This window comes from Sphingomonas sp. BL-S-30 (genome assembly GCF_055521475.1).
Window position 1 is genome coordinate 94,571 of record NZ_CM145481.1, and the last position, 18,641, is coordinate 113,211.

At 66.3% G+C, this 18,641-nt stretch carries 21 protein-coding genes; 5 read left to right on the forward strand and 16 right to left on the reverse strand.

Features of this window, described 5'->3' with window-relative positions; genetic code table 11:
* Window positions 1-173 precede the first annotated feature (173 nt).
* The 5 genes from ACZ1I5_RS00355 to hisG form a co-directional block, all read right to left on the reverse strand.
* A complete protein-coding gene (locus tag ACZ1I5_RS00355) occupies window positions 174-2,312 on the reverse strand; it encodes a sodium-translocating pyrophosphatase (protein ID WP_465171760.1) in 2,139 nt (712 codons plus the stop codon).
* Between the two features lie 99 nt (window positions 2,313-2,411).
* Window positions 2,412-3,311, reverse strand: a complete 900-nt coding sequence (thiL, locus tag ACZ1I5_RS00360) for a thiamine-phosphate kinase (RefSeq protein ID WP_465171761.1) — start codon at window positions 3,309-3,311, stop codon at window positions 2,412-2,414.
* Window positions 3,312-3,437: 126 nt separating this feature from the next.
* Window positions 3,438-3,893, reverse strand: coding sequence for a transcription antitermination factor NusB (gene nusB / locus ACZ1I5_RS00365; protein WP_465171762.1), 456 nt, complete (start codon window positions 3,891-3,893; stop codon window positions 3,438-3,440).
* Complete coding sequence (gene hisD / locus ACZ1I5_RS00370) at window positions 3,890-5,200, reverse strand: histidinol dehydrogenase (protein WP_465171763.1); 1,311 nt, start codon at window positions 5,198-5,200, stop codon at window positions 3,890-3,892. Before hisD ends, nusB begins: the two co-directional genes overlap by 4 nt.
* Before the next feature lie 132 nt (window positions 5,201-5,332).
* Window positions 5,333-5,995, reverse strand: coding sequence for an ATP phosphoribosyltransferase (gene hisG, locus ACZ1I5_RS00375; protein WP_465171764.1), 663 nt, complete (start codon window positions 5,993-5,995; stop codon window positions 5,333-5,335).
* Window positions 5,996-6,056: 61 nt separating this feature from the next.
* Between hisG and ACZ1I5_RS00380 the strand changes: the two genes are divergently transcribed.
* Window positions 6,057-7,154 carry a DUF2332 domain-containing protein gene (locus ACZ1I5_RS00380; RefSeq protein WP_465171765.1) on the forward strand — a complete coding sequence of 366 codons (1,098 nt, stop codon included), beginning with the start codon at window positions 6,057-6,059 and terminating at the stop codon, window positions 7,152-7,154.
* A 41-nt stretch (window positions 7,155-7,195) separates the two neighbouring features.
* The gene (locus tag ACZ1I5_RS00385; protein WP_465171766.1) at window positions 7,196-7,765 is read left to right on the forward strand and encodes an NUDIX hydrolase; all 570 of its coding nucleotides are present in this window, start codon (window positions 7,196-7,198) and stop codon (window positions 7,763-7,765) included.
* Window positions 7,766-7,955: 190 nt separating this feature from the next.
* Here the strand turns inward: ACZ1I5_RS00385 and ACZ1I5_RS00390 are convergent, their stop codons facing one another.
* From ACZ1I5_RS00390 to ACZ1I5_RS00410, 5 genes are read right to left on the reverse strand one after another with little or no spacing between them, the layout of a single operon-like run.
* The gene (locus tag ACZ1I5_RS00390) at window positions 7,956-8,882 is read right to left on the reverse strand and encodes an alpha/beta fold hydrolase (protein ID WP_465171767.1); all 927 of its coding nucleotides are present in this window, start codon (window positions 8,880-8,882) and stop codon (window positions 7,956-7,958) included.
* 51 nt (window positions 8,883-8,933) lie between these two features.
* Window positions 8,934-9,833 (reverse strand): pirin family protein, encoded by a 900-nt coding sequence (locus ACZ1I5_RS00395; RefSeq protein WP_465171768.1) that lies wholly within the window; start codon window positions 9,831-9,833, stop codon window positions 8,934-8,936.
* On the reverse strand, window positions 9,833-10,276 hold the full coding sequence (locus ACZ1I5_RS00400; protein ID WP_465171769.1) for an NUDIX hydrolase: 444 nt from the start codon (window positions 10,274-10,276) through the stop codon (window positions 9,833-9,835). Before ACZ1I5_RS00400 ends, ACZ1I5_RS00395 begins: the two co-directional genes overlap by 1 nt.
* On the reverse strand, window positions 10,273-10,974 hold the full coding sequence (locus ACZ1I5_RS00405; protein ID WP_465171770.1) for a glutathione S-transferase: 702 nt from the start codon (window positions 10,972-10,974) through the stop codon (window positions 10,273-10,275). Before ACZ1I5_RS00405 ends, ACZ1I5_RS00400 begins: the two co-directional genes overlap by 4 nt.
* A 2-nt stretch (window positions 10,975-10,976) precedes the next feature.
* Window positions 10,977-11,261 carry a BolA family protein gene (locus tag ACZ1I5_RS00410; RefSeq protein ID WP_465171771.1) on the reverse strand — a complete coding sequence of 95 codons (285 nt, stop codon included), beginning with the start codon at window positions 11,259-11,261 and terminating at the stop codon, window positions 10,977-10,979.
* 40 nt (window positions 11,262-11,301) lie between these two features.
* Here ACZ1I5_RS00410 and ACZ1I5_RS00415 point away from each other — a divergent pair, with 40 nt between their 5' ends.
* The 3 genes from ACZ1I5_RS00415 (at window position 11,302) to ACZ1I5_RS00425 (ending at window position 14,641) form a co-directional block, all read left to right on the forward strand.
* Entirely contained in the window at window positions 11,302-11,913 is a 612-nt protein-coding gene (locus ACZ1I5_RS00415) for a J domain-containing protein (RefSeq protein WP_465171772.1), read from the forward strand.
* 150 nt (window positions 11,914-12,063) lie between these two features.
* A complete protein-coding gene (locus ACZ1I5_RS00420) occupies window positions 12,064-14,259 on the forward strand; it encodes a hypothetical protein (RefSeq protein ID WP_465171773.1) in 2,196 nt (731 codons plus the stop codon).
* A gap of 4 nt (window positions 14,260-14,263) precedes the next feature.
* On the forward strand, window positions 14,264-14,641 hold the full coding sequence (locus ACZ1I5_RS00425) for a hypothetical protein (RefSeq protein WP_465171774.1): 378 nt from the start codon (window positions 14,264-14,266) through the stop codon (window positions 14,639-14,641).
* A 63-nt stretch (window positions 14,642-14,704) separates the two neighbouring features.
* Here the strand turns inward: ACZ1I5_RS00425 and ACZ1I5_RS00430 are convergent, their stop codons facing one another.
* From ACZ1I5_RS00430 to ACZ1I5_RS00455, 6 genes are read right to left on the reverse strand one after another with little or no spacing between them, the layout of a single operon-like run.
* Entirely contained in the window at window positions 14,705-15,421 is a 717-nt protein-coding gene (locus ACZ1I5_RS00430) for a DUF899 family protein (RefSeq protein WP_465171775.1), read from the reverse strand.
* A gap of 15 nt (window positions 15,422-15,436) precedes the next feature.
* Window positions 15,437-16,099, reverse strand: coding sequence for a dihydrofolate reductase family protein (locus tag ACZ1I5_RS00435; RefSeq protein WP_465171776.1), 663 nt, complete (start codon window positions 16,097-16,099; stop codon window positions 15,437-15,439).
* Between the two features lie 27 nt (window positions 16,100-16,126).
* The gene (locus tag ACZ1I5_RS00440) at window positions 16,127-16,588 is read right to left on the reverse strand and encodes an SRPBCC domain-containing protein (RefSeq protein ID WP_465171777.1); all 462 of its coding nucleotides are present in this window, start codon (window positions 16,586-16,588) and stop codon (window positions 16,127-16,129) included.
* A complete protein-coding gene (locus ACZ1I5_RS00445; protein ID WP_465171778.1) occupies window positions 16,585-17,073 on the reverse strand; it encodes a VOC family protein in 489 nt (162 codons plus the stop codon). The genes ACZ1I5_RS00440 and ACZ1I5_RS00445 overlap by 4 nt, the downstream gene beginning before the upstream one ends.
* A 16-nt stretch (window positions 17,074-17,089) precedes the next feature.
* Entirely contained in the window at window positions 17,090-17,869 is a 780-nt protein-coding gene (locus ACZ1I5_RS00450; protein WP_465171779.1) for a VOC family protein, read from the reverse strand.
* Window positions 17,870-17,909: 40 nt separating this feature from the next.
* On the reverse strand, window positions 17,910-18,629 hold the full coding sequence (locus tag ACZ1I5_RS00455; RefSeq protein WP_465171780.1) for a DUF1428 domain-containing protein: 720 nt from the start codon (window positions 18,627-18,629) through the stop codon (window positions 17,910-17,912).
* Window positions 18,630-18,641 lie beyond the last annotated feature (12 nt).

The following is an 18,641-nucleotide window of genomic DNA, read 5'->3' on the forward strand; positions in this document are numbered from 1 at the left end:
ACAAGCCCCCTGATTCCCCGCCCCTGTCTAGCGCGGCGAGGGGCCATCGCAAAGCGGGAGCCGCCGCATTTTGGCGCCGAAATGAAGCATTTGGCTTCCTTCCAAAACCGCGCCGGGATCGCTCCCGACGCGGCCTTGTGACAGGGGCGGCGCGCCGCCCGTGAGCGGCGAGATCAGCCGACCGCGTGCGCCAGCGCCGCGAGCAGCAACAGGGCGACGATGTTGGTGATCTTGATCATCGGGTTCACCGCCGGACCGGCCGTGTCCTTGTAGGGATCGCCGACCGTGTCGCCGGTCACCGCGGCCTTATGGGCTTCGCTGCCCTTACCGCCGTGATTGCCGTCCTCGATATATTTCTTCGCATTGTCCCACGCGCCGCCGCCCGAGGTCATCGAGATGGCGACGAACAGGCCCGACACGATCACGCCCAGCAGCAGTGCGCCGAGCGCCGCAAAGCCGCTCGCCTGGCCGGCCACCGCCGTGATGATGAAATACACCACGATCGGTGCGAGCACCGGCAGTAGCGACGGGATGATCATCTCCTTGATCGCTGCCTTGGTGACCAGGTCGACCGTGCGGGCATAATCGGGGCGGCTGGTGCCCGCCATGATCCCCGGATTGTCGCGGAACTGGGCGCGGACGTCTTCGACGACCGATCCCGCCGCGCGGCCCACTGCGGTCATGCCGAACGCGCCGAAGCTGAACGGCAGCAGCGCGCCGAGCAAAAGGCCGACGATGACGTACGGATTGCTCAACGAGAAATCGACCGCGAGATCGGGAAAGTAGATCCCCAGATCGGTCGTATAGGCGCCGAACAGCACCAAAGCGGCGAGTGCTGCGGAGCCGATCGCATAGCCCTTGGTCACGGCCTTGGTGGTGTTGCCCACCGCATCGAGTGCATCGGTGCGGTGGCGGACATCCTCGGGCAGGCCCGCCATTTCGGCGATGCCGCCGGCATTGTCCGTGACCGGGCCGTACGCGTCGAGCGCCACGACCATGCCGGCCAGCGCCAGCATCGCGGTCGCGCCGAAGGCGATGCCGATCACGCCGGCAAGCTGATAGGTCGCGATCACCGCGACCGAGATCACCAGCGTTGGCAGCGCCGGGCTCTCGAGGCTGACCGCGAGACCCTGGATGACGTTGGTGCCGTGCCCGGTCTCGGACGCCTTGGCGATCGAGCGGACCGGGCGATAATTGGTGCCGGTATAATATTCGGTGATCCATACCAGCGCGCCGGTGAGCGCGAGGCCGATCATCATGCACCAGAACAGCGCCATGCCGGTGAAACCGGTCGAGACTTCGGTGCCGCCGTCGAGGAACGATCCCCCGCCGATCACTTTGTTCATGTCGCCGAGCACATATTGGGTGGCGCCGTAGATCGCCGGGATCGACAGGATCACCGTGGTCCAGAAACCCTTGTAGAGCGCGCCCATGATCGAATTGTTGGCGCCCAGGCGGACCATATAGGTGCCGATGATCGAAGTTATGACGCAGACGCCGCCGACGAGCAGCGGCAGGGTCATCAGCTGGAACAGATGGTCGGCGTTCGGGAGGAGCAGCGCGATCGAGGCCATGGTCACGCCAATGGTGACGACATAGGTCTCGAACAGGTCGGCGGCCATGCCGGCGCAGTCGCCGACATTGTCGCCGACATTGTCCGCGATGGTGGCGGGGTTGCGGGGGTCGTCTTCCGGGATACCGGCCTCGACCTTGCCGACCAGATCGGCGCCGACATCGGCCGCCTTGGTGAAGATGCCGCCGCCGAGACGCGCGAAGATCGAGATCAGCGAGGCGCCGAAGGCCAGCGCGACCAGCGAGTCGACCACGATGCGGCGATCGGCCTGCACGGCCAGGTCCATATGGGCCTGCGCGATCAGGTACCAGAACAGCCCGGTGATGGAGAGCAGGCCGAGGCCCGCGACCAGCATGCCGGTGACCGCGCCCGAACGGAACGCCATGGTCAGGCCGCCCTGCAGCGATGTGCGTGCGGCTTCCGCCGTGCGGACGTTCGCCTTTACCGACACGTTCATGCCGATGAAGCCGGTCACGCCCGACAGGATCGCGCCGATCGCGAAGGCGACGGCCGAGGTGATGCCGAGGAAATAACCGACCACCACGGCGACGACGACGCCGACGATGGCGATGGTGCGATATTGCCGGCCGAGATAGGCCTTGGCGCCTTCCGCGATGGCGGCGGCGATGTCCTGCATCTTCTCGTTGCCGGCGCTCGCCGCGAGAATCTGCCGGCTGGTAATGATGCCATAAAGCACGGCGATCAGGCCGCAGATCATGGCCGCATAGACTATCGTCATAGATATCCTTCCCCTATTGGCGCCACGCCAGACCTTGAGGCCTGTGTCGTCGACGTTTGGGCGGAAGGTATAGAGGCGCTCGACGCGAGCGCAAGCCGCTCAGACGGCGTGCAGAAAGCCCAGCCGCGCCGGTAATGCCACCGCTTCGGTGGCATCGACCAGGCTCAGGCCCGATCCGGCGGCGAAGCGGCCGATCCGGGTGGCGGGCACCGGCAGGGCGAAGCCATGCGGGGCGGCGAACAGCAACTGGTAATCATCCCCCGCGGTCGCGGCCGCGAAGCGTGCCGCGCGGCTGTCGCCGGCAAAGGCACGACAGGCGGCCGACAACGGCACGGCGGCCAGGTCGATCTCCAGCATTAGCCCGCTCGCTTCGGCCATGCGCGCGCCGTCGATTAGCAGCCCGTCGGAGACATCCATCATCGCATGAACCAGCGGCGCGAGCGCCCGGCCGTCGCTGATGCGCGGCACCGGCCGGCGATAGGCGGCGAGCAGGCTGTCAGGCCCCGCCGCGCCGCGCGCGATGGCGAGCCCGGCACCGGCATCGCCGATCGTGCCGGTGACGTAGAGCGCGTCGCCGGCCTGTGCGCCGCTGCGCGGCGGGGCAGCGGCGTCGATACCGAAGGCGGTCAGGGTCAGCACGCGCGGTGCGCCGGAAGGCAGCGACACGGTATCGCCACCGATCAGGGCGCAATCGAGTTGCCGCAGCCCTTCGATGAAGCCGGCATCCCAGGCGGAATCCCCCGCCAGCGCATAGTTGAGCATCATCCCGACCGGCAATGCGCCCTTGGCAGCCAGATCGGACAGATTCACCGCGCCGAGCTTCCAGGCGACATCCTCGGCCGGATCGGTGGAGAGGAAGTGCACGCCTTCGACGATCGTATCGCTGGTGAGGACGAGCGGGCCACCCGCATCGAGCAGCGCGGTATCGTCAAGCAGCCCTCGCGCCGCCGGGTGCAGTGGGAGGGTGCGCAAGGCGGCGAGGAATTCGGTTTCGTTCAAACAATTCCTCCCCGGAACGGGGAGGGGGACCGCGAAGCGGTGGAGGGGGGCTTCCTCAGACGAAACGCTTGGGGCGAGCCCCCACCACCGTCCTTCGGACGGCCCCCCTCCCCGTTCCGGGGAGGATTAAGAACGAACATCCTTCGCGATCGCATCGAGCAATCCGTTCACGAACCCCGCCTCGCGCTTGTCGAAAAACGCATGCGCCACATCGACATATTCCGTGATCACCGTCGCCACCGGCACATCCGCCCGCGCGATCAGCTCATAGGTCCCGGCGCGCAGGATCGCGCGCATCGACCGGTCGAGCCGCTCCAGCGCCCAACCCTTGGCCAGCTTGCCCCTGATCGCTTCGTCGATCTCCGCCTGGCGCGCGACCGCGCCCTTGACGATATCGTCGAAGAAATCGACCTCGGCCTCGGCATATTCGGCGTCCTCGATCGTCGCGCCGAGCCGGTGCTGGTGGAATTCATGCAGCAGCGGCGCGATCGCCGTGCCCTCCATCTCATGCTGATAGAGTGCCTGGGTCGCGGCAAGCCGGGCGGCGGCGCGGGCCGTGGAGCGGGCTGAAGTTCGGCTCATAGGTTCAATTCCGTCTGGTCGCCCGCGAGGCGGAGCGCCACTGATTTCGCATGGGCAGGGAGCCCTTCAGCCTCCGCCAGTGCCACGGCCGCGGGGCCGATGGCGCCGAGCGCGGCGTGATCGAGCTGGAGGAAGCTGGTGCGCTTCATGAAGTCGAGCACCGACAGGCCGGAGGCGAAGCGCGCGCGCCGGCCGGTCGGGAGGACATGGTTGGGCCCGGCGACATAATCGCCGATCGCCTCGGGCGTGTGCCGGCCCATGAACACGGATCCGGCATGGCGGACCCGGTCGAACAAGGCCTGGGGGTCGTCGCAGGCCAGCTCGAGATGCTCGGGCGCGAGCCGATCGACCAGCGGGATCGCCTCGAACAGGTCGGCGGTGACGATGATCGCGCCGTTCGCATCCCAGCTCTCGCGGGTGACCTTGGCAGTGGAAAGCTGGCCGATCTGCAGGTCGACCGCTTCGGCCACGGCCTTGCCGAACGCGGCATCGTCGGTGAACAGGATCGACTGGCTGGTCGGGTCATGCTCGGCCTGGCTGAGCAGGTCGGCGGCGATCCAGTCGGGATCGTTCCTGCCGTCGGCAACAACGACGATCTCGCTTGGCCCGGCAACCATGTCGATGCCGACCACGCCGTAAAGCTGGCGCTTGGCCTCCGCGACCCAGGCATTGCCCGGGCCGGTGATGACGTCGACGGCGGCGATCCGCCCGGTGCCATAGGCCAGGGCGGCGATCGCCTGCGCCCCGCCGACCCGCCAGATTTCGTCGACGCCGGCGATATAGGCGGCGGCCAGCACCAGCGGATTGACCTCGCCGTCGGGCGTCGGCGTCACCATCACCAGCCGCTCGACACCGGCGACCTTGGCGGGGATCGCGTTCATCAGCACCGAGGAAGGATAGGCCGCGCGGCCGCCCGGGATATAGATGCCCGCATTCTGGATCGCGTTCCACCGCGCGCCGAGCCGGACGCCGGCCGAGTCGGTCGAGTCGCTGTCTTCGGGTTTCTGCTTGAGGTGATAGGCAGCGATCCGTTCCGCCGCGAGCTCGATCGCCGCGCGCAGTTCCGGCTCGAGCCCGTTCAGCGCGTCCAGCCAGTCGGCCTTCTCGATCCGCCAGCCGGTCTCGTTGAGATCGTGCCGGTCGAACTTCCTGGTGAACGCGTGAAGCGCCGCATCCCCCTCGTCGCGCACACTGGCGACGATCGTGCGTACGTCGCGCGCAACATCGGCGTCAGCCTCACGCCGCGCGTTGACGAGCGCGGTGAAGTCGCGCTCGAACCCGGGGTCGGAAGTGGAAAGACGGATCATGAGCGGCGTGACCTACCTAACCCGTTCGTTTCGAGCGAAGTCGAGAAACCTGGGTCAGGCGTCTTTGGCCAGTTTCTCGACTTCGCTCGAAACGAACGGGGGAAGGAGTCACACTCCGGGAGGCGCAGAGCATCACGCCGCATTGCGCATCTCCACCGCCCGCCGGAATGCATCCACCAGCGGCACCACCTCGGGCCGCGTCTTGAACGCCGCCCGGTTGACGATCAGCCGCGAGGTGACCTCGGCGATCACCTCGACCTCGACCAGCCCGTTCTCCTTGAGCGTCTTGCCCGACGAGACGAGATCCACGATCCGTGGCGCCAGCCCAAGCGTCGGCGCCAGTTCCATCGCCCCGTTGAGCTTCACGCACTCCGCCTGAACGCCCCGCGCCTCGAAATGCTGGCGCGTCACATGCGGATATTTGGTCGCGATGCGCACATGGCTCCAGCCGCGCGGATCGTCGCCCGCGGCCATATCGGCGGGCTCGGCGACCGACAGCCGGCAATGGCCGATGCCCAGATCGACCGGCGCGTAGAGTTCAGAATAATCGAACTCCGCCAGCACGTCCGATCCCACGATGCCCAGCTGCGCCGCGCCATGCGCGACGAAGGTCGCGACATCGAAGGCGCGCACCCGGATCAGGTCGATGCCGGGGTTGCTGGTGGAGAAGCGCAGCGCGCGGCTATCCTCGTCGCCGAACGCCGCTTCGGGCGAGATTCCGGCGCGCTCGAGCAGCGGCACGGCCTCGGTGAGGATGCGCCCTTTGGGGACGGCGATGATGATTGGATCGGCCATGGATGAGCGGGGCTTTACTTGCGCCCCTGCGTGGGCGCAACAGACGCGGCGAGGAGGCCCTATGTCCGAGCAGAATGTCCGCGGCGCGTTCCTGATCCAGGAACATTATTGCAATGCCATGGCCGCGCCCGCTTATGCGCGCATCTGCGCGGCGCTGGCCAGGGGTCTCAACCGCGACAGTCGGGTCGGCGCGACCTTGCTCGACTGGCCGGGCGAACCGACGCGCGCCGCGCTGCCGCTGCGACTCGTCGGCGGGTTGCACGCGCTGGTGCTGGCGGGGAAGGACGCCGGGCTCGCAGCGCTGTTCGACGGCAGCATCACTGACCCGGAGGCGATCGAGGCCGAACTCGCCGGCGTGCTCGTCGCGCATGACGCCGAGCTGCTTCCCTGGCTCGATGGCCCGCCCCAGACCAACGAGCCCGGCCGCTCCGCCGCGCTGATGACCGGCCTGCTGGAGATTGCGCGCCGTCACGGGCCAAAAATCGAAATCCTCGAAATCGGCTCCAGCGCTGGCCTTAACCTGATGATCGATCGCTACCGCTTCGATCTGGGCGGCACCATGGTCGGCCCGGCCGCCTCGCCGGTGACGATCGTGCCCGAGTGGAAGGGGCCGCCCCCGCCCGACGTGCCGATCCATATCGTCAGTACCCGGGGCTGCGACGTCCAGCCTATCGACGCGACCGATCCGGCGGCCGAGGCGCGCCTCGCCGCTTATGTCTGGGCGGAGAAGCCCGATCGCGCGGCGCGCCTGAAGACCGCCATCGCCATGCTGCGCGCCCGCCCGGTGCGACTCGACCATGCCGATGCCGCCGACTGGGTCGAGGCGCGCCTCGCCGAGCCCCAGGCCGAAGGCGTCACGCGCGTGCTGATGCATTCGGTCGTCTGGCAATATCTGCCGGAGGCGGTCGCCGAACGCATCCGTGTCGCGATGAAGGCGGCCGGCGCCCACGCCACCGCCGATCGCCCGCTCGGGTGGGTGATGATGGAACCCGACCGCGCGCTGGCGCATCAGGTCATCCGCGTGCGCAGCTGGCCCGGCGACGGTGCCTGGCAGACCGTCGCGACCTCGCACGCCCATGCCGCCTGGATCGATGCCGGCCAGCCCGAACGCGACCGCGCCGGCATCGACTTGCCCGAGGCGGCGAAGATCTCGGTCTGACACCGCTTGCGGTTGAAGCGGGCCTTGTGGGATCAGGCTGCATGACCGCATTCGACAGCTCGATACAGCAGCCCTGGACCGTCACCGGCTCGCGGCACGTCCTCCGTGATCGCTGGATCAGCGTCCGGGCCGATAGTTGCGTCACGACCGAGGGCGTCGAGATCGCGCCCTATTATGTGCTCGAATATCCCGATTGGGTTATTGTCGTCGCGATCGACGATCAGGATCGCATCATCCTGGTCGAGCAATATCGCCACGGCTGGGGTATCATGTCGCTCGAACTGCCGACCGGCGGAGTCGAGCCCGGTGATACGGATCTGGTTGCGTCCGCCGCCCGCGAGCTGGCGGAGGAAACCGGCTATGTCTCGTCCGACTGGCAATATCTGACCGCGCTCGCGCCCAATCCGTCCAACATGGCCAATAAATGTCATTTCCTCCTCGCCCGCGCGGCGAAGCGGAGTGCGGTGTCGCAGGACGATCCGACCGAACGCCTCCGCATCGTGCCGTGCCCGGTGGACGAGGTCGTTCGCATGGCCAGGGCGGGAGAGATCGTCCAGTCGATGCACGTCGCGGCGCTCGCGGTCACCTTGTCCGCGATCGGCCGGTGGTGATCGAGCGGTAACGCAGGATTTTGGTCTCTCTCGAGCCTCAGGCATTGTACAGATTCTTGTACAATATTGGGCCAAAATGTCAGCGACCCTACTGACATTTTGCCTGGCCTGGGGCCGCTGTGTCTCCGGCGGGCTGATTCAACATCTGTCGGTTGCGGTTATCCCCACGCCGACGATCAACGGGATGGGATCAACCCAGCCACGCCTGTATCGCCTGCGTCACCGCCTCGGGCGCTTCCCACGGCACGAAATGCCCGGCATCGACTTTCACAAGCGTGATGTCGGGCACCAGCAAATCGAGTCCCTCGAGCTGGCTCGGCAGCAACGCCTTGTCGCCCATGCCCCAGATCACCAGTGTCGGCTGTTTGACCGGCGGGAAAGGCGCGCTCAGGAACGCCGGGCGCTCGGCTTCCTCGCCGATATCCGGCACGACGATCGCACTGGCACGGTACCAGTTGAGCATCGCGGTCATCGCGCCCGGCTGACCCCATTCGTCGAGATAGGCCTCCTTCTCCGCCGCGACGTTCCCGAAATCGGTGTGGCGCATGAAGCTGCCGTCGAAAAAGGCGGGCAGGCCGATCGAGTCGATATATTTCTCGAAATCGGGGTTGCGGAAGGCGCGGATATACTGGCTCGCCTCGCGCTGCGCCGGGTCGTCGAACATCGATTTCTGGAAGACGAACGGGTGCGGCGCGTTGACGATGATCAGCTGCGCGATGCGGTCGGGCCGGGTCAGCGCCGCCATCCACGCGATGGCGCCGCCCCAGTCATGGCCGACCAGGGTGAAGGTCGCGATGCCGAAATGGTCCGCCAGCGCGATCAGGTCGCCGACCATCTTGTCGGGCGTATAGTCGCTGACATTCGCGGGCTTGGACGACCGCGCAAAGCCACGCTGGTCGGGGGCGAGCACGAAATGGGTCTTTGCCAGCTCCGGAATCTGGTGGCGCCAGGTGCGGTGCGATTCCGGGAAGCCGTGCAGCAGGATGATCGCGGGATTGGCGGGGTCGCCCGCGACGGCGACGTCCAGCGAGACGCCGGTGGGGAGGTCGATTCGCTGGAGGCTCAACTCCCCTCCCGCTTGCGGGAGGGGGTGGGGGAGGGCCTGTTCGCTGTCCATTCGAGGAACATGCCCTCCCCTGACCCCTCCCGCAAGCGGGAGGGGAATGCGTCACGGATAACTCACGGTCTTCGGGACCTCGGGAATCGGAATCCACTCCTTCTCATCCCCCGGTACTTTCGGAAACCGCCCGGCCTGCCAGTCCGCCTTCGCCTGGTTGATCCGCTCCCGGCTCGACGAGACGAAGTTCCACCACACATGCCGCGGCGTCGAAAAGGCATCGCCCCCGCACAGCATGACGCGCCCACCGTCCCGCGACTTGAGCGAAGTGGCCACACCGGGTTTCAAAACATAGAGCGTCATCGGCGCGAGCGGCACGCCGTCCAGGCTCGCCTCGCCCAGCGCCAGATAGACCGCGCGCTCGTCGGCATCGGCGTCGACCGGCACTTCGCCGCCCGGATCGAGCACGATGTCGGCATAGATCGTCCCGGCATAGGTCGTGGTCGGTGCGGTCTGGCCCCACAGGCTGCCCATGATGATCCGGGCGCGGGCATTGGGCGCCTCGATCACCGGCAGCGCCGATTTCTCGACATGCTCGAACGCCGGGTCCATTTCCTCCTGCGCCTCGGGCAGCGCGATCCAGGTCTGGATGCCCGACAGGTCCGGTCCCTGCGCGCGCTGGCTCGCAGGCGAGCGTTCCGAATGCACGATGCCGTGCCCTGCGGTCATCAGGTTCACCGCGCCCGGCTCGATCGTCGCGAAGGTGCCGAGCGAGTCGCGATGGTCGATCGCGCCTTCGAACAGATAGGTTACTGTCGCCAGGTTGATATGAGGATGCGGCCGCACGTCGATCCCTGTGCCGACCTCGAGATGCGCCGGCCCCATCTGGTCGAAGAACAGGAACGGGCCGACCATGGTGCGCGGCCTGGACGGCAGGGTGCGATGCACCTTGAACCCGCCAAGGTCGTGGGTGGTCGGCAGGATGGTCTGCAGCACGAAATCGTCGAGCATCAGGCGGCTCCGTTCAGGCCGAGCAGGATCTCGGCCAGGTCCTCGGGATAGATGAGTTCATGGTGCGCGGCGATGGCGTCACGGTCAAACCATTGCCAGTGCTGCATCACCCGCTGTTCCAGCTCGGTGTGCCGCGCGGTGTCGATCTCGGCCGTGTCGGTGCGGATCAGGAAATAGCGCTCGTCGGCGGTGACATGCACGCCCTCCAGCGTGACGAACTCGACCAGCCGCCGGAAGATCTCAGGCCCGGGCTCGGCATGGATGCCCGTCTCCTCGATCAACTCGCGCCGTGCCGCCTCCTCATAGGTCTCGCCCGGGTCGACCGCCCCGCCCGGCGTCGCCCAGAAAGGCGGGCGGTCGGCCGCGACGAAGCGGAACAGCAGCACGCGTCCGGCGGGGTCCATCAGCAGGATGCGCGCCGCGGGGCGCTCGGCCAGGCTCATGCCGCGTCGAGCTCGGGATAATGGCGGAAGATGCCGTCCTCGTTGAACGCGATGCGCCGCTCGCTCTTCAGATAGACAGCGATGCCGGGCAGCGCCGCCACCCGGTCGTGCAGCGCGATCAGTCCGGGATAGTCGCCCTCGATCGCCGCCATCCGCTTCGGGAACATGTACCGCAACCCCTCGACGATCTGGAACAGCGAGGTGTCGGCATAGCACCACCGGGCGCCGGTCAGCCAGTCGCCATCCTGCGCCGTCGCCGCGTCCTCGAAATGGCCGAGGAATTTGGGCAAACGCTCCTCGCGCATCGTCTTCGCCGCGCGCGCCGCCTCTGGTTTCTGATCGTGGTAATAGTCGGAGATGCTCACCGGATGATGGACGTTGTGCACCTCGGCGACGAGGTCCGCGATGGTGAGCTGCAACTGGTTGACCCAGTACCGCTGCCCCGTCGGCGCCAGATCATGCTGCTCGCCGAGATAGAACAGGATGTTGGCGACCTGCGCGATCGTCCCGTCCTTCGTCTCCAGATAGGGCGGCGCGAACGGCCCTTGGGCGCCGTGCTTTTCCATGTCGGCCATCAGCGCCTTCGCGCCCTGATCGCGCGCGCAATCCTCATAGGCGATGCCGGCCGCTTCCAACGGCAGCCGTACGAACTCGCCGCGCCCCTGGATCGAGGGCCAGTACCAGAGCCTGTAGGCCATGCTTATTCTCCCGGCGCGCGTGCCCGGATGGCGAGCGCGTGAATGCGCGAGGACAACAGATCGGCGAGCGCCTGGTTCACCAGCCGCTGACGCTGGACGCGATTCAGCCCCTCGAACGCCGGGCTTTCGACGATCACGGTGAAGTGCGATTCGCCCGTGCCGTCGTCGCCCATATGCCCGGCGTGCTGGTGGCTGTCGTTGATCACGTCGAGATGCGTCGGGTCGAGCGCCGAGGCGAGACGGGCCGCGATTTCGGAAGCGACGGAGCCGGTGGCGAGATTTGTCATGACACCTATATAGGCCGCTTTGTTCAAATCGGGGAGCCGCGTGGCGCGGGATAGTGAAAAGAAGGATCGGCCGAATGCTCGCTTCCACGGACGCGTGGAAGGGACGGGGCGATTGTGCGCGCATCCGGGCTGCGAGGTGCCGGGTGAATTCCGCGCGCCGCCGGAGGAAGGGCCGGCCAATGGCTTCGAGGGACCGCGGCCGTACCGCTGGTTCTGCCTCGACCATGTCCGCGAATTCAACGCGCGGTACAATTTCTTCCAGGGCATGAGCGCCGACGAGATCCACGATGCGCAGCGCCCCTTTTCGGGCTGGGAACGCGAGACCCGCGCCTTCACGCATAGCGGCGGCGCGGACCGCCCGCCCAAATGGGCCGATTTCAGCGACCCGCTCGACGCGATCGGTGCGCGCTTCCAGCGCAGGATGGAGGAAGCCCGGAAGGATGGCCGGCCCTTGTCGGAAAGCGACCGCCGCTCGCTGAAGGTGCTCGGCCTGCCCACCGACGTCGACCGTCGCGGCCTGCGCCAGCGCTACGCCGAACTGGTCCGCCGCTACCATCCCGACCGCAATGGCGGCGACCGCAGCCATGAAAAGATACTGCAGGACGTGATCGCGGCGTACACGCAGCTGAAGGGCGCGCCGGCCTTCGCCTGAGCCCTCGACCCGTCACTGAAATAGCTTGTGTGGTGCTCGAGTCACGGCGCCGGTCGATTCAACCTGCGCGCGCTCCGTCCTAAGCCCCTCCTGAACCAAAGGAGGAGCGCATGACCGCCATTTCCCTCGATACGCGATCGGCGCACTGAGATGCCGACAGTCCCCACGGAGCAGAACCGCGCGGGCATCGCCGGCGTGACGGATGCAAAACTCCAGCCCGGTGATTATGCCGGCACTGGCCTGCAGGCGCTCGGCGCCGGGATGCGGCAGCTCGGCGGTACGGGCGCGACCATCGCCGGCGAGATGCGGCAGCGGCAGGATCGCGACGACGAGCTCGAGGTCAAGAAGGCGTGGAACGCCTATGCCGAAGGCGCGCGGGGCATCCGGGCGGAGGCGCTCGGCAAGTTCGACACCGATCCGCAGGGCATGCTGGACAGCCTGACGCGGGATTATGGCGGCTTGCGCGACTGGATCCGCAGCGGGTTGAAGAACGAGCGCCAGCGCGGCCAGTTCGACCATGTCATCGCCGAGCGCTTCGATTATGACCTCTCCGGCGCGCTCGGCAGCGCCGAACAGGCGATGCGGCGCGGCCAGGAGCAGCAGAGCCAGCGGATCGAGCGCAATGCGGCCGACGATGCAGTCGACACCCGGGACGATCCGGCGCTGTTCGACAAGCATCTGGAGACCGGGGTGGAATCGCTGGTGGCCCGGGCAAGGGCGCGCGGCGAGGACCCGGCCATGATCAAGCGCAGCGTGACCGCCTATCGCTCCGGCGTCCAGCGCCGCGCGGTGCAGGACATGGTCGACCACGATCCGATCGCGGCGGCCAATCGTTATCGTCTGGCACGCGACGGGATGACGCCCGCGGATCGGCAGGCAACCGAAGAGATGATGTTCGAGCCGCTCGCCCACCAACTGGCGGCGCAGGAGGTGGACAAGCACCTGCTTCCCGAAGAGTGGGACGGCACGCTCTCCCCCGAACGGCGCGCGGCGATCGCGCAGGAGATCGAGGCCCAGCCCCTGAGCGGCGCACTGAAGCGCTATGCCCTGGACGATCTGGAGGATCGCGGCGCGTTCCAGGCGCGTGCCCGCAAGCAGGCGGCGGACACCGCTCGCGAAGCCAGCCTCGCGACCGCCGGGCAGCTCGGATCGGACTTCACCTCGATCACGCAGATCCCCGCCGCCGTGCGCCGCGATCTCGACGACGCGACCGATCAGGCGTTGCGGCGCCTGGCGCTGGCCAATCTCGATCCTACGCCGGCCGCCCCGGGCGGCGAGGCGGCGCTGATGATGAACATCATGGCCTCCGAAAACCCGGCCGCGTTCGCCAAGCAGGACCTGCGACTGATCCGCGCCAAGGTCACGCCTGAGGAGTATGCGAGGTTCGGCCGGATCCCGCAGGGGTTAGCGACAACAGGCACTTCGACGCGGCGGCGCGTGTTCAGCGCGATGGCTGGGGATGACCTCCAGTTTGTTGTGCCCATCGTACGCGGGGAAGTGGTCGACGCGAGCTATCAGGACGTACCCGAACCAATCCAGGCAGACGAGCCAGGGAAGGCCTCTACTCCGGCCGACATCGAACCGGAAGATGGAACAACCATCAGCCAGCCGATGACCGAACGACAGAAGCGCGAATATGACACGACGCATGGTTTTCTATCAGGTTTGGGCAATATACTCGCGGGCCGAAATTGGGACGGCACCGAAAATGGAGCCTACAAGGATAGATCAGACGCAGCTTTGGCGGGGCAGCGTGAAATAAACGACGCAATGTCCGCGCCCCTCAGCTCGGACTATCATGCAGTAAATCCTGGCCTCTCCTTCTTCGACTATCCGGCAGAGAATCGGGGTATCTACAGGTGGCATTTGACTGGCAATGGCATTGCCGCCGGAGTTCTCGACTTGGCCGCTGTCCTGCCCTGGGGCAAGGCGGCGGGCTTTCTGAGAACCGAGTTTAGCGCTGCGGATAAAGGAGTTGCAAACCTTGTTCCGCGCTTGGGGTGGAAGGGCGTGGATACTGCTCATCATAATGCAAACGTGCTTGTCAGTGATGCGTCAGGAAAGATCGTCACCCACCAGCGCCTCGTCAGCGGAAGCATGACCGCGGAGGAAAAGGCCTTGGGGTTCCCCAAGAGTATGCTGGCTTCACATACCGAAGCTCGTGCCGTCCGGGGACTCGATCTGCGTCCAGGTGATACCGTGACGATCACTGGGCAATTGCCGCCCTGCAAGCCATGTCGGGGGGCGATCAATCGAGCTGCGACTGAAGCGGGCGCAACAATCAAATATCAATGGCGTGAGGGCGGAAAGACACTAACTTGGCTAGCGACGCCGAAACGGAAGTGAGAGAATGAAGACAGCATTTTTGGCCAAGGCAGCCAGCTTCAGTGATGATGGAGATGCGACGCTGTTGGCGTTTGCGGACGACCCGTTTGAGCCTGCTAACTATGTCATGCTCGACTTGGCAAATGAGCCGGACGAGCAGGAGTTGAGGCTGGGCCTCGATGGCATCCATATCGATGCTGGGGCGCTACGTGTTGAAGGGTATGACTTGGTTGAAGATATCCGCGAAACCGATACGGGCATTGTTATAAGTCTCACTTCGGATGCTGCCCGGAAGGCGGGAGTCGGGCAGGACATCGAGATCGAACTCGAAAGCAAGGTTATCGACGGCGTCGCTGTTGGTGAGGCAGTCCGGAGGTTCAAGGATCGCTTGCCGTCGTTATAGGAGGCATCGATCAGGACCGCGGAAATTGCGCGAGGGCCCGCACCAGCATTCGCTGGCCGCGGGTCAGTAAGTCAGCTTCGGGAAGAACTCGCCGCGCCCCTCGGGAATCAGGTCGAGCAGCCCCCAGACCGGATCTACGAGGTCGCCCGCACGGTGATGCTGCCCCGGCTCCTCGGGCGCGAAGACCAGTTCGCTGCCCCAGAAATGCCGGATCGTGTCCCCGTCTTTCCGGAAGACGTTGAACATCGTCTCGTCCCAGTTCTGACCGTCTTCCAGGCCGCGCTCGGCGCGCATCGCCGGCGAGAATCCCGCCGTGTCGCCGAAATAGTCGGCGTCATACCTGTTTCCGGCGGTGGACAGGAAACGGAGATGGTTCCAGCCACGATCCTTCGCCCAGGCGACCAGCCGTGCGATCGGTGACTTGGCGACGATCCACATCGGCACGCGCTGCGACACATGCCGCGCGGCACCATCCAGGCCGTCGAGCAGATGCGTGCAGCCGGGACAGGGCAGGTCGCGCTCCGGCCCGTACATGAAGCTGTACAGGATCAGGCTCGGCTTGCCGTCGAACAGCTCGGAAAGCGTCACCTGCTCGGGCCGTTCGAACGCGCCGATCTGCTCGAACACATAATCCTCCGCCACCACCCCACCCGGCGGCAGCGCGCGGCGCAGCGCGGCGACCGCCTCGATCTGCCGGCGCAATTCCATCTCCGCATCCAGCAGCGCGTTGCGCGCCGTGCGATAGTCCTGGCTTTCATTGGGAAAGGCGAGATGTTCCATGACGGTTGCTCCTTGTCAGCCCTGTCGCGCCATCTTCTCGCGCCGGGCGACTTCCAGCGCCGAAGGCGCCTGTGTCGCAAACGATCCGATCGGCACCGGCCCGGCGGGCTCATAGGTCGCGATGATCACCCCGGTGGTCGACACCTTCGACTCGACCAGTGTCATCGCGCCGGATGTCACGCCCTCGGCGAACAGCCGTTTCCCGCCACCCAGCACCACCGGAAAGGTCATCAGGAACAGCCGGTCGATCAGCCCCGCCTCGAGCAGCGCCGGATAGAGCCTGGTGCTGCCCTGGATCAGCAGGTCGGGGCCCTGGCTCGCCTTCACCCGGGCGACGCCCGCCGCCGCATCGTCGTTGATCGCGACCGAATTGATCCAGCCCAGCGGCTCGGTCGACGACGTGACGACATATTTGGTCACCGCATCGAACTTCGCGCCGATCGGATCGCCAGGCTGGAAAGGCCAATAGGCGGCGAAGATGTCATAGGTGAACCGCCCGAGCAGCAGGTCGAAATCGCCGTCCAGCACGCCGTCCATATGCTGGCCCATCACGTCGTCCCACAGGGTGGCGCTCCAGCCGCCCAGGGTGAAGCCGCCGGTCGGGTCCTCCTCGGGCGCGCCGGGGCCCTGCATGACGCCGTCGAGCGACTGGAACGCGCCCGCGATGATCTTTCTCATGGGAATACTCCCTTTAGGCCGGCCGATTCAGGCTTTGGCCGTCTCCGCCTCGGCCAGCGCGGCGAGCTGTTCGGCCACCTTGCCCCAGCCCTCGACAAAGCCCATCGCCTCATGCTGCTTCAGCGCATCCTCGCTCCAGTGGCGCGCCCCGGCGGTGTATCGGGTCTTGCCGCCCTCGTCGGTGAACTCGAAAAAGCCCAGCATGAAGGCGGTCTGGGGAATCCACCCCGCCCTGAACGCGTCGGTGAAGACGAAGCGCCGGCGCGGCACCACCTCGAGGAACACGCCCTCCATCGCATGCGCCTCGCCGTCCGGTCCGTGCATGATCATCGCGGATCGGCCGCCCGGCCGCCAGTCCTGCTCGACGATCTCGGTCGTCCACGGCCTGGGGCACCACCATTCGGCGAGACGTTCGGTGGCGATCTGCCACACCAGCGCGACGGGCGCGTCGATCAGCCGGGTGACCGACAATTCATGCGCCCCGCTCATGCCGCGACCTCCCCGGCCAGCGCCCGCTCGATCGTCGCGATGTCGATCTTGCGCATCGTCATCATCGCCTCCATCGCGCGCCCGGCGGCTTCCCGGTCCGGGTTGGTCATCGCATCGCTCAGCGCGCGCGGGGTGATCTGCCAGGACAAGCCCCATTTGTCCTTGCACCAGCCGCACGCGCTCTCCGCGCCGCCATTGCCGACGATCGCGTTCCAGTATCGGTCGGTCTCTTCCTGGTCCTCGGTATGAACCTGGAAGGACACCGCCTCGTCGAAGGTGAAGGTCGGTCCGCCGTTGAGCCCCAGAAAGGGCATGCCCAGCACCGTGAAATCGACCGTCAGCACATCGCCCTGATGCCCGCCGGGAAAGTCGGCCGGTGCGCGGTGGACCGCGTCGATCCGCGAATCCGGAAAGGTGGCGGCGTAAAAGGCCGCGGCCTCCTCGGCCGTGCCGTCATACCAGAGGCAGGGGGTGATCTTCGTCATGACCTTCTCTCCTTTCTTACTGGCCCGGCCCGACCACGCCGAACATCACGCCGAGCGGATCGCTCGCGACGATGATGCGGTCCCCGCCCGGCACCTCCATCGGGCCGGCATGGACGGTTCCGCCATTCTTCACGACCTTGGCGGCGGCTTCCTCGATATCCGGGGCGCGGAAATAGAATTGCCAGGCGGAGGGCTGGCCCTGTGGCGGTGTCTGCATGCTCGCGCCGATCGTCTGGCCGCCCGCCTCGACGAAGATATAGTCGCCCATGTCGCCCATCGGCATCTTGTCCGGATAGATCCAGCCGAACACCTCGGCGTAGAAGGCGTTGGCGCCGGCCTGGTCGGGTGTCGACAGCTCGTTCCAGTTGCACTTGCCCATGCCCATCCGGTCCCAGGCGGTGCTGGTCCCGTCGCTGGCGCCGCGCATGATGTAGAAGGGAATGCCCTGCGGATCGGTCACCATCGCGACCCGGCCGACATCGGGAATGTCCCAGGCGGGCATCACCACCTTGCCGCCGGCCGCCTTGATCTTCTCGACCGAGGCATCGACGTCGTTCACGCCGATATAGAAGAGCCAGGTCGGCTTCGCGCCGCCCGCGACCATCGGCTCGGTCAGGCGGAGCACGCCGCCGACGAATTCGCCATTGTTGCCGCTGTCGATCATGCGATAATCCATGTCGCCGGCCGGCTTGTCCTGCACCGTCCAGCCGATCACGTCGTCGTAAAAGGCCTTGGACGCCTCGGGATCGGTCGTCATCAGCTCGTACCAGATTGGCGTGCCTTCGGGATTGGTCATCGTCGCTCTCCTGGGATTGGGGGCTTGGGGAGGATTGGGTTCAGGCGTCGAGGATAGGGGCGAAGCCGCCATAGACCATGCGCTTGCCGTCGAACGGCATCTCCTGGTCGGCGGACGGCTTCATCCGCTCATCCTCCATCACCTTGGCCATGCCGGCATCGCGGGTCGCCTTGTCGGGCCATTCGACCCAGGAGAAGACGATCTTCTCGTTGTCGGTCGCCGCCACCGCACCCTGGAAATCGGTGACCTCGCCCTTGGGCACATGATCGCCCCAGGCCTCGACCACACGCGTCGCGCCGTGATCGCGGAACACCTCGGACGCCAGGCCCGCGAGGCTGCGATAGGCGTCCTGCCTGCCGTCCTCGACCGGCACCAGATAGCCATCGACATAGCCGGTCGATCCGCCCGAACCCTGATCGAGCAACGGCGCGAAACCGCCATAGATCATGCGCTTGCCGTCGAACGGGCAATTGGCCATCTCGGCCATGCGCGGGTCTTCCATCATCTTCTGCATGCCGGATTCGAGCAGCTCTTTCGAAGGCCATTCGATCCAGCTGAACAGCACGACCTCGTCGCCCTTCGCCTTCACCGCGCGCTTGAAATCGGTGACGGTGCCGTCCGGCACCTCGTCGCCCCAATTCTCGACCATGCGCGTCATGCCGAATTCACGGAAGAACGGCACTGCCCTGGTGGCGTGCTCGATATAGGCCTGTTTGTTGGCGGCCGGCACGGCCAGCACGAAACCCTGAATATAGGTCATCGCTTCTCTTTC

Coding starts and splice junctions, on each gene's coding strand:
- ACZ1I5_RS00390 (WP_465171767.1), bottom strand. CDS start 8,882: ATGGACAGCGAACAGGCCCTCCCCCACCCCCTCCCGCAAGCGGGAGGG.
- ACZ1I5_RS00430 (WP_465171775.1), bottom strand. CDS start 15,421: ATGGAACATCTCGCCTTTCCCAATGAAAGCCAGGACTATCGCACGGCG.
- hisG (WP_465171764.1), bottom strand. CDS start 5,995: ATGGCCGATCCAATCATCATCGCCGTCCCCAAAGGGCGCATCCTCACC.
- ACZ1I5_RS00425 (WP_465171774.1), top strand. CDS start 14,264: ATGAAGACAGCATTTTTGGCCAAGGCAGCCAGCTTCAGTGATGATGGA.
- ACZ1I5_RS00440 (WP_465171777.1), bottom strand. CDS start 16,588: ATGAGCGGGGCGCATGAATTGTCGGTCACCCGGCTGATCGACGCGCCC.
- ACZ1I5_RS00385 (WP_465171766.1), top strand. CDS start 7,196: ATGACCGCATTCGACAGCTCGATACAGCAGCCCTGGACCGTCACCGGC.
- nusB (WP_465171762.1), bottom strand. CDS start 3,893: ATGAGCCGAACTTCAGCCCGCTCCACGGCCCGCGCCGCCGCCCGGCTT.
- ACZ1I5_RS00435 (WP_465171776.1), bottom strand. CDS start 16,099: ATGAGAAAGATCATCGCGGGCGCGTTCCAGTCGCTCGACGGCGTCATG.
- ACZ1I5_RS00450 (WP_465171779.1), bottom strand. CDS start 17,869: ATGACCAATCCCGAAGGCACGCCAATCTGGTACGAGCTGATGACGACC.
- ACZ1I5_RS00395 (WP_465171768.1), bottom strand. CDS start 9,833: ATGCTCGACGATTTCGTGCTGCAGACCATCCTGCCGACCACCCACGAC.
- ACZ1I5_RS00380 (WP_465171765.1), top strand. CDS start 6,057: ATGTCCGAGCAGAATGTCCGCGGCGCGTTCCTGATCCAGGAACATTAT.
- ACZ1I5_RS00400 (WP_465171769.1), bottom strand. CDS start 10,276: ATGAGCCTGGCCGAGCGCCCCGCGGCGCGCATCCTGCTGATGGACCCC.
- ACZ1I5_RS00455 (WP_465171780.1), bottom strand. CDS start 18,629: ATGACCTATATTCAGGGTTTCGTGCTGGCCGTGCCGGCCGCCAACAAA.
- ACZ1I5_RS00355 (WP_465171760.1), bottom strand. CDS start 2,312: ATGACGATAGTCTATGCGGCCATGATCTGCGGCCTGATCGCCGTGCTT.
- hisD (WP_465171763.1), bottom strand. CDS start 5,200: ATGATCCGTCTTTCCACTTCCGACCCCGGGTTCGAGCGCGACTTCACC.
- ACZ1I5_RS00445 (WP_465171778.1), bottom strand. CDS start 17,073: ATGACGAAGATCACCCCCTGCCTCTGGTATGACGGCACGGCCGAGGAG.
- ACZ1I5_RS00420 (WP_465171773.1), top strand. CDS start 12,064: ATGCCGACAGTCCCCACGGAGCAGAACCGCGCGGGCATCGCCGGCGTG.
- ACZ1I5_RS00410 (WP_465171771.1), bottom strand. CDS start 11,261: ATGACAAATCTCGCCACCGGCTCCGTCGCTTCCGAAATCGCGGCCCGT.
- ACZ1I5_RS00405 (WP_465171770.1), bottom strand. CDS start 10,974: ATGGCCTACAGGCTCTGGTACTGGCCCTCGATCCAGGGGCGCGGCGAG.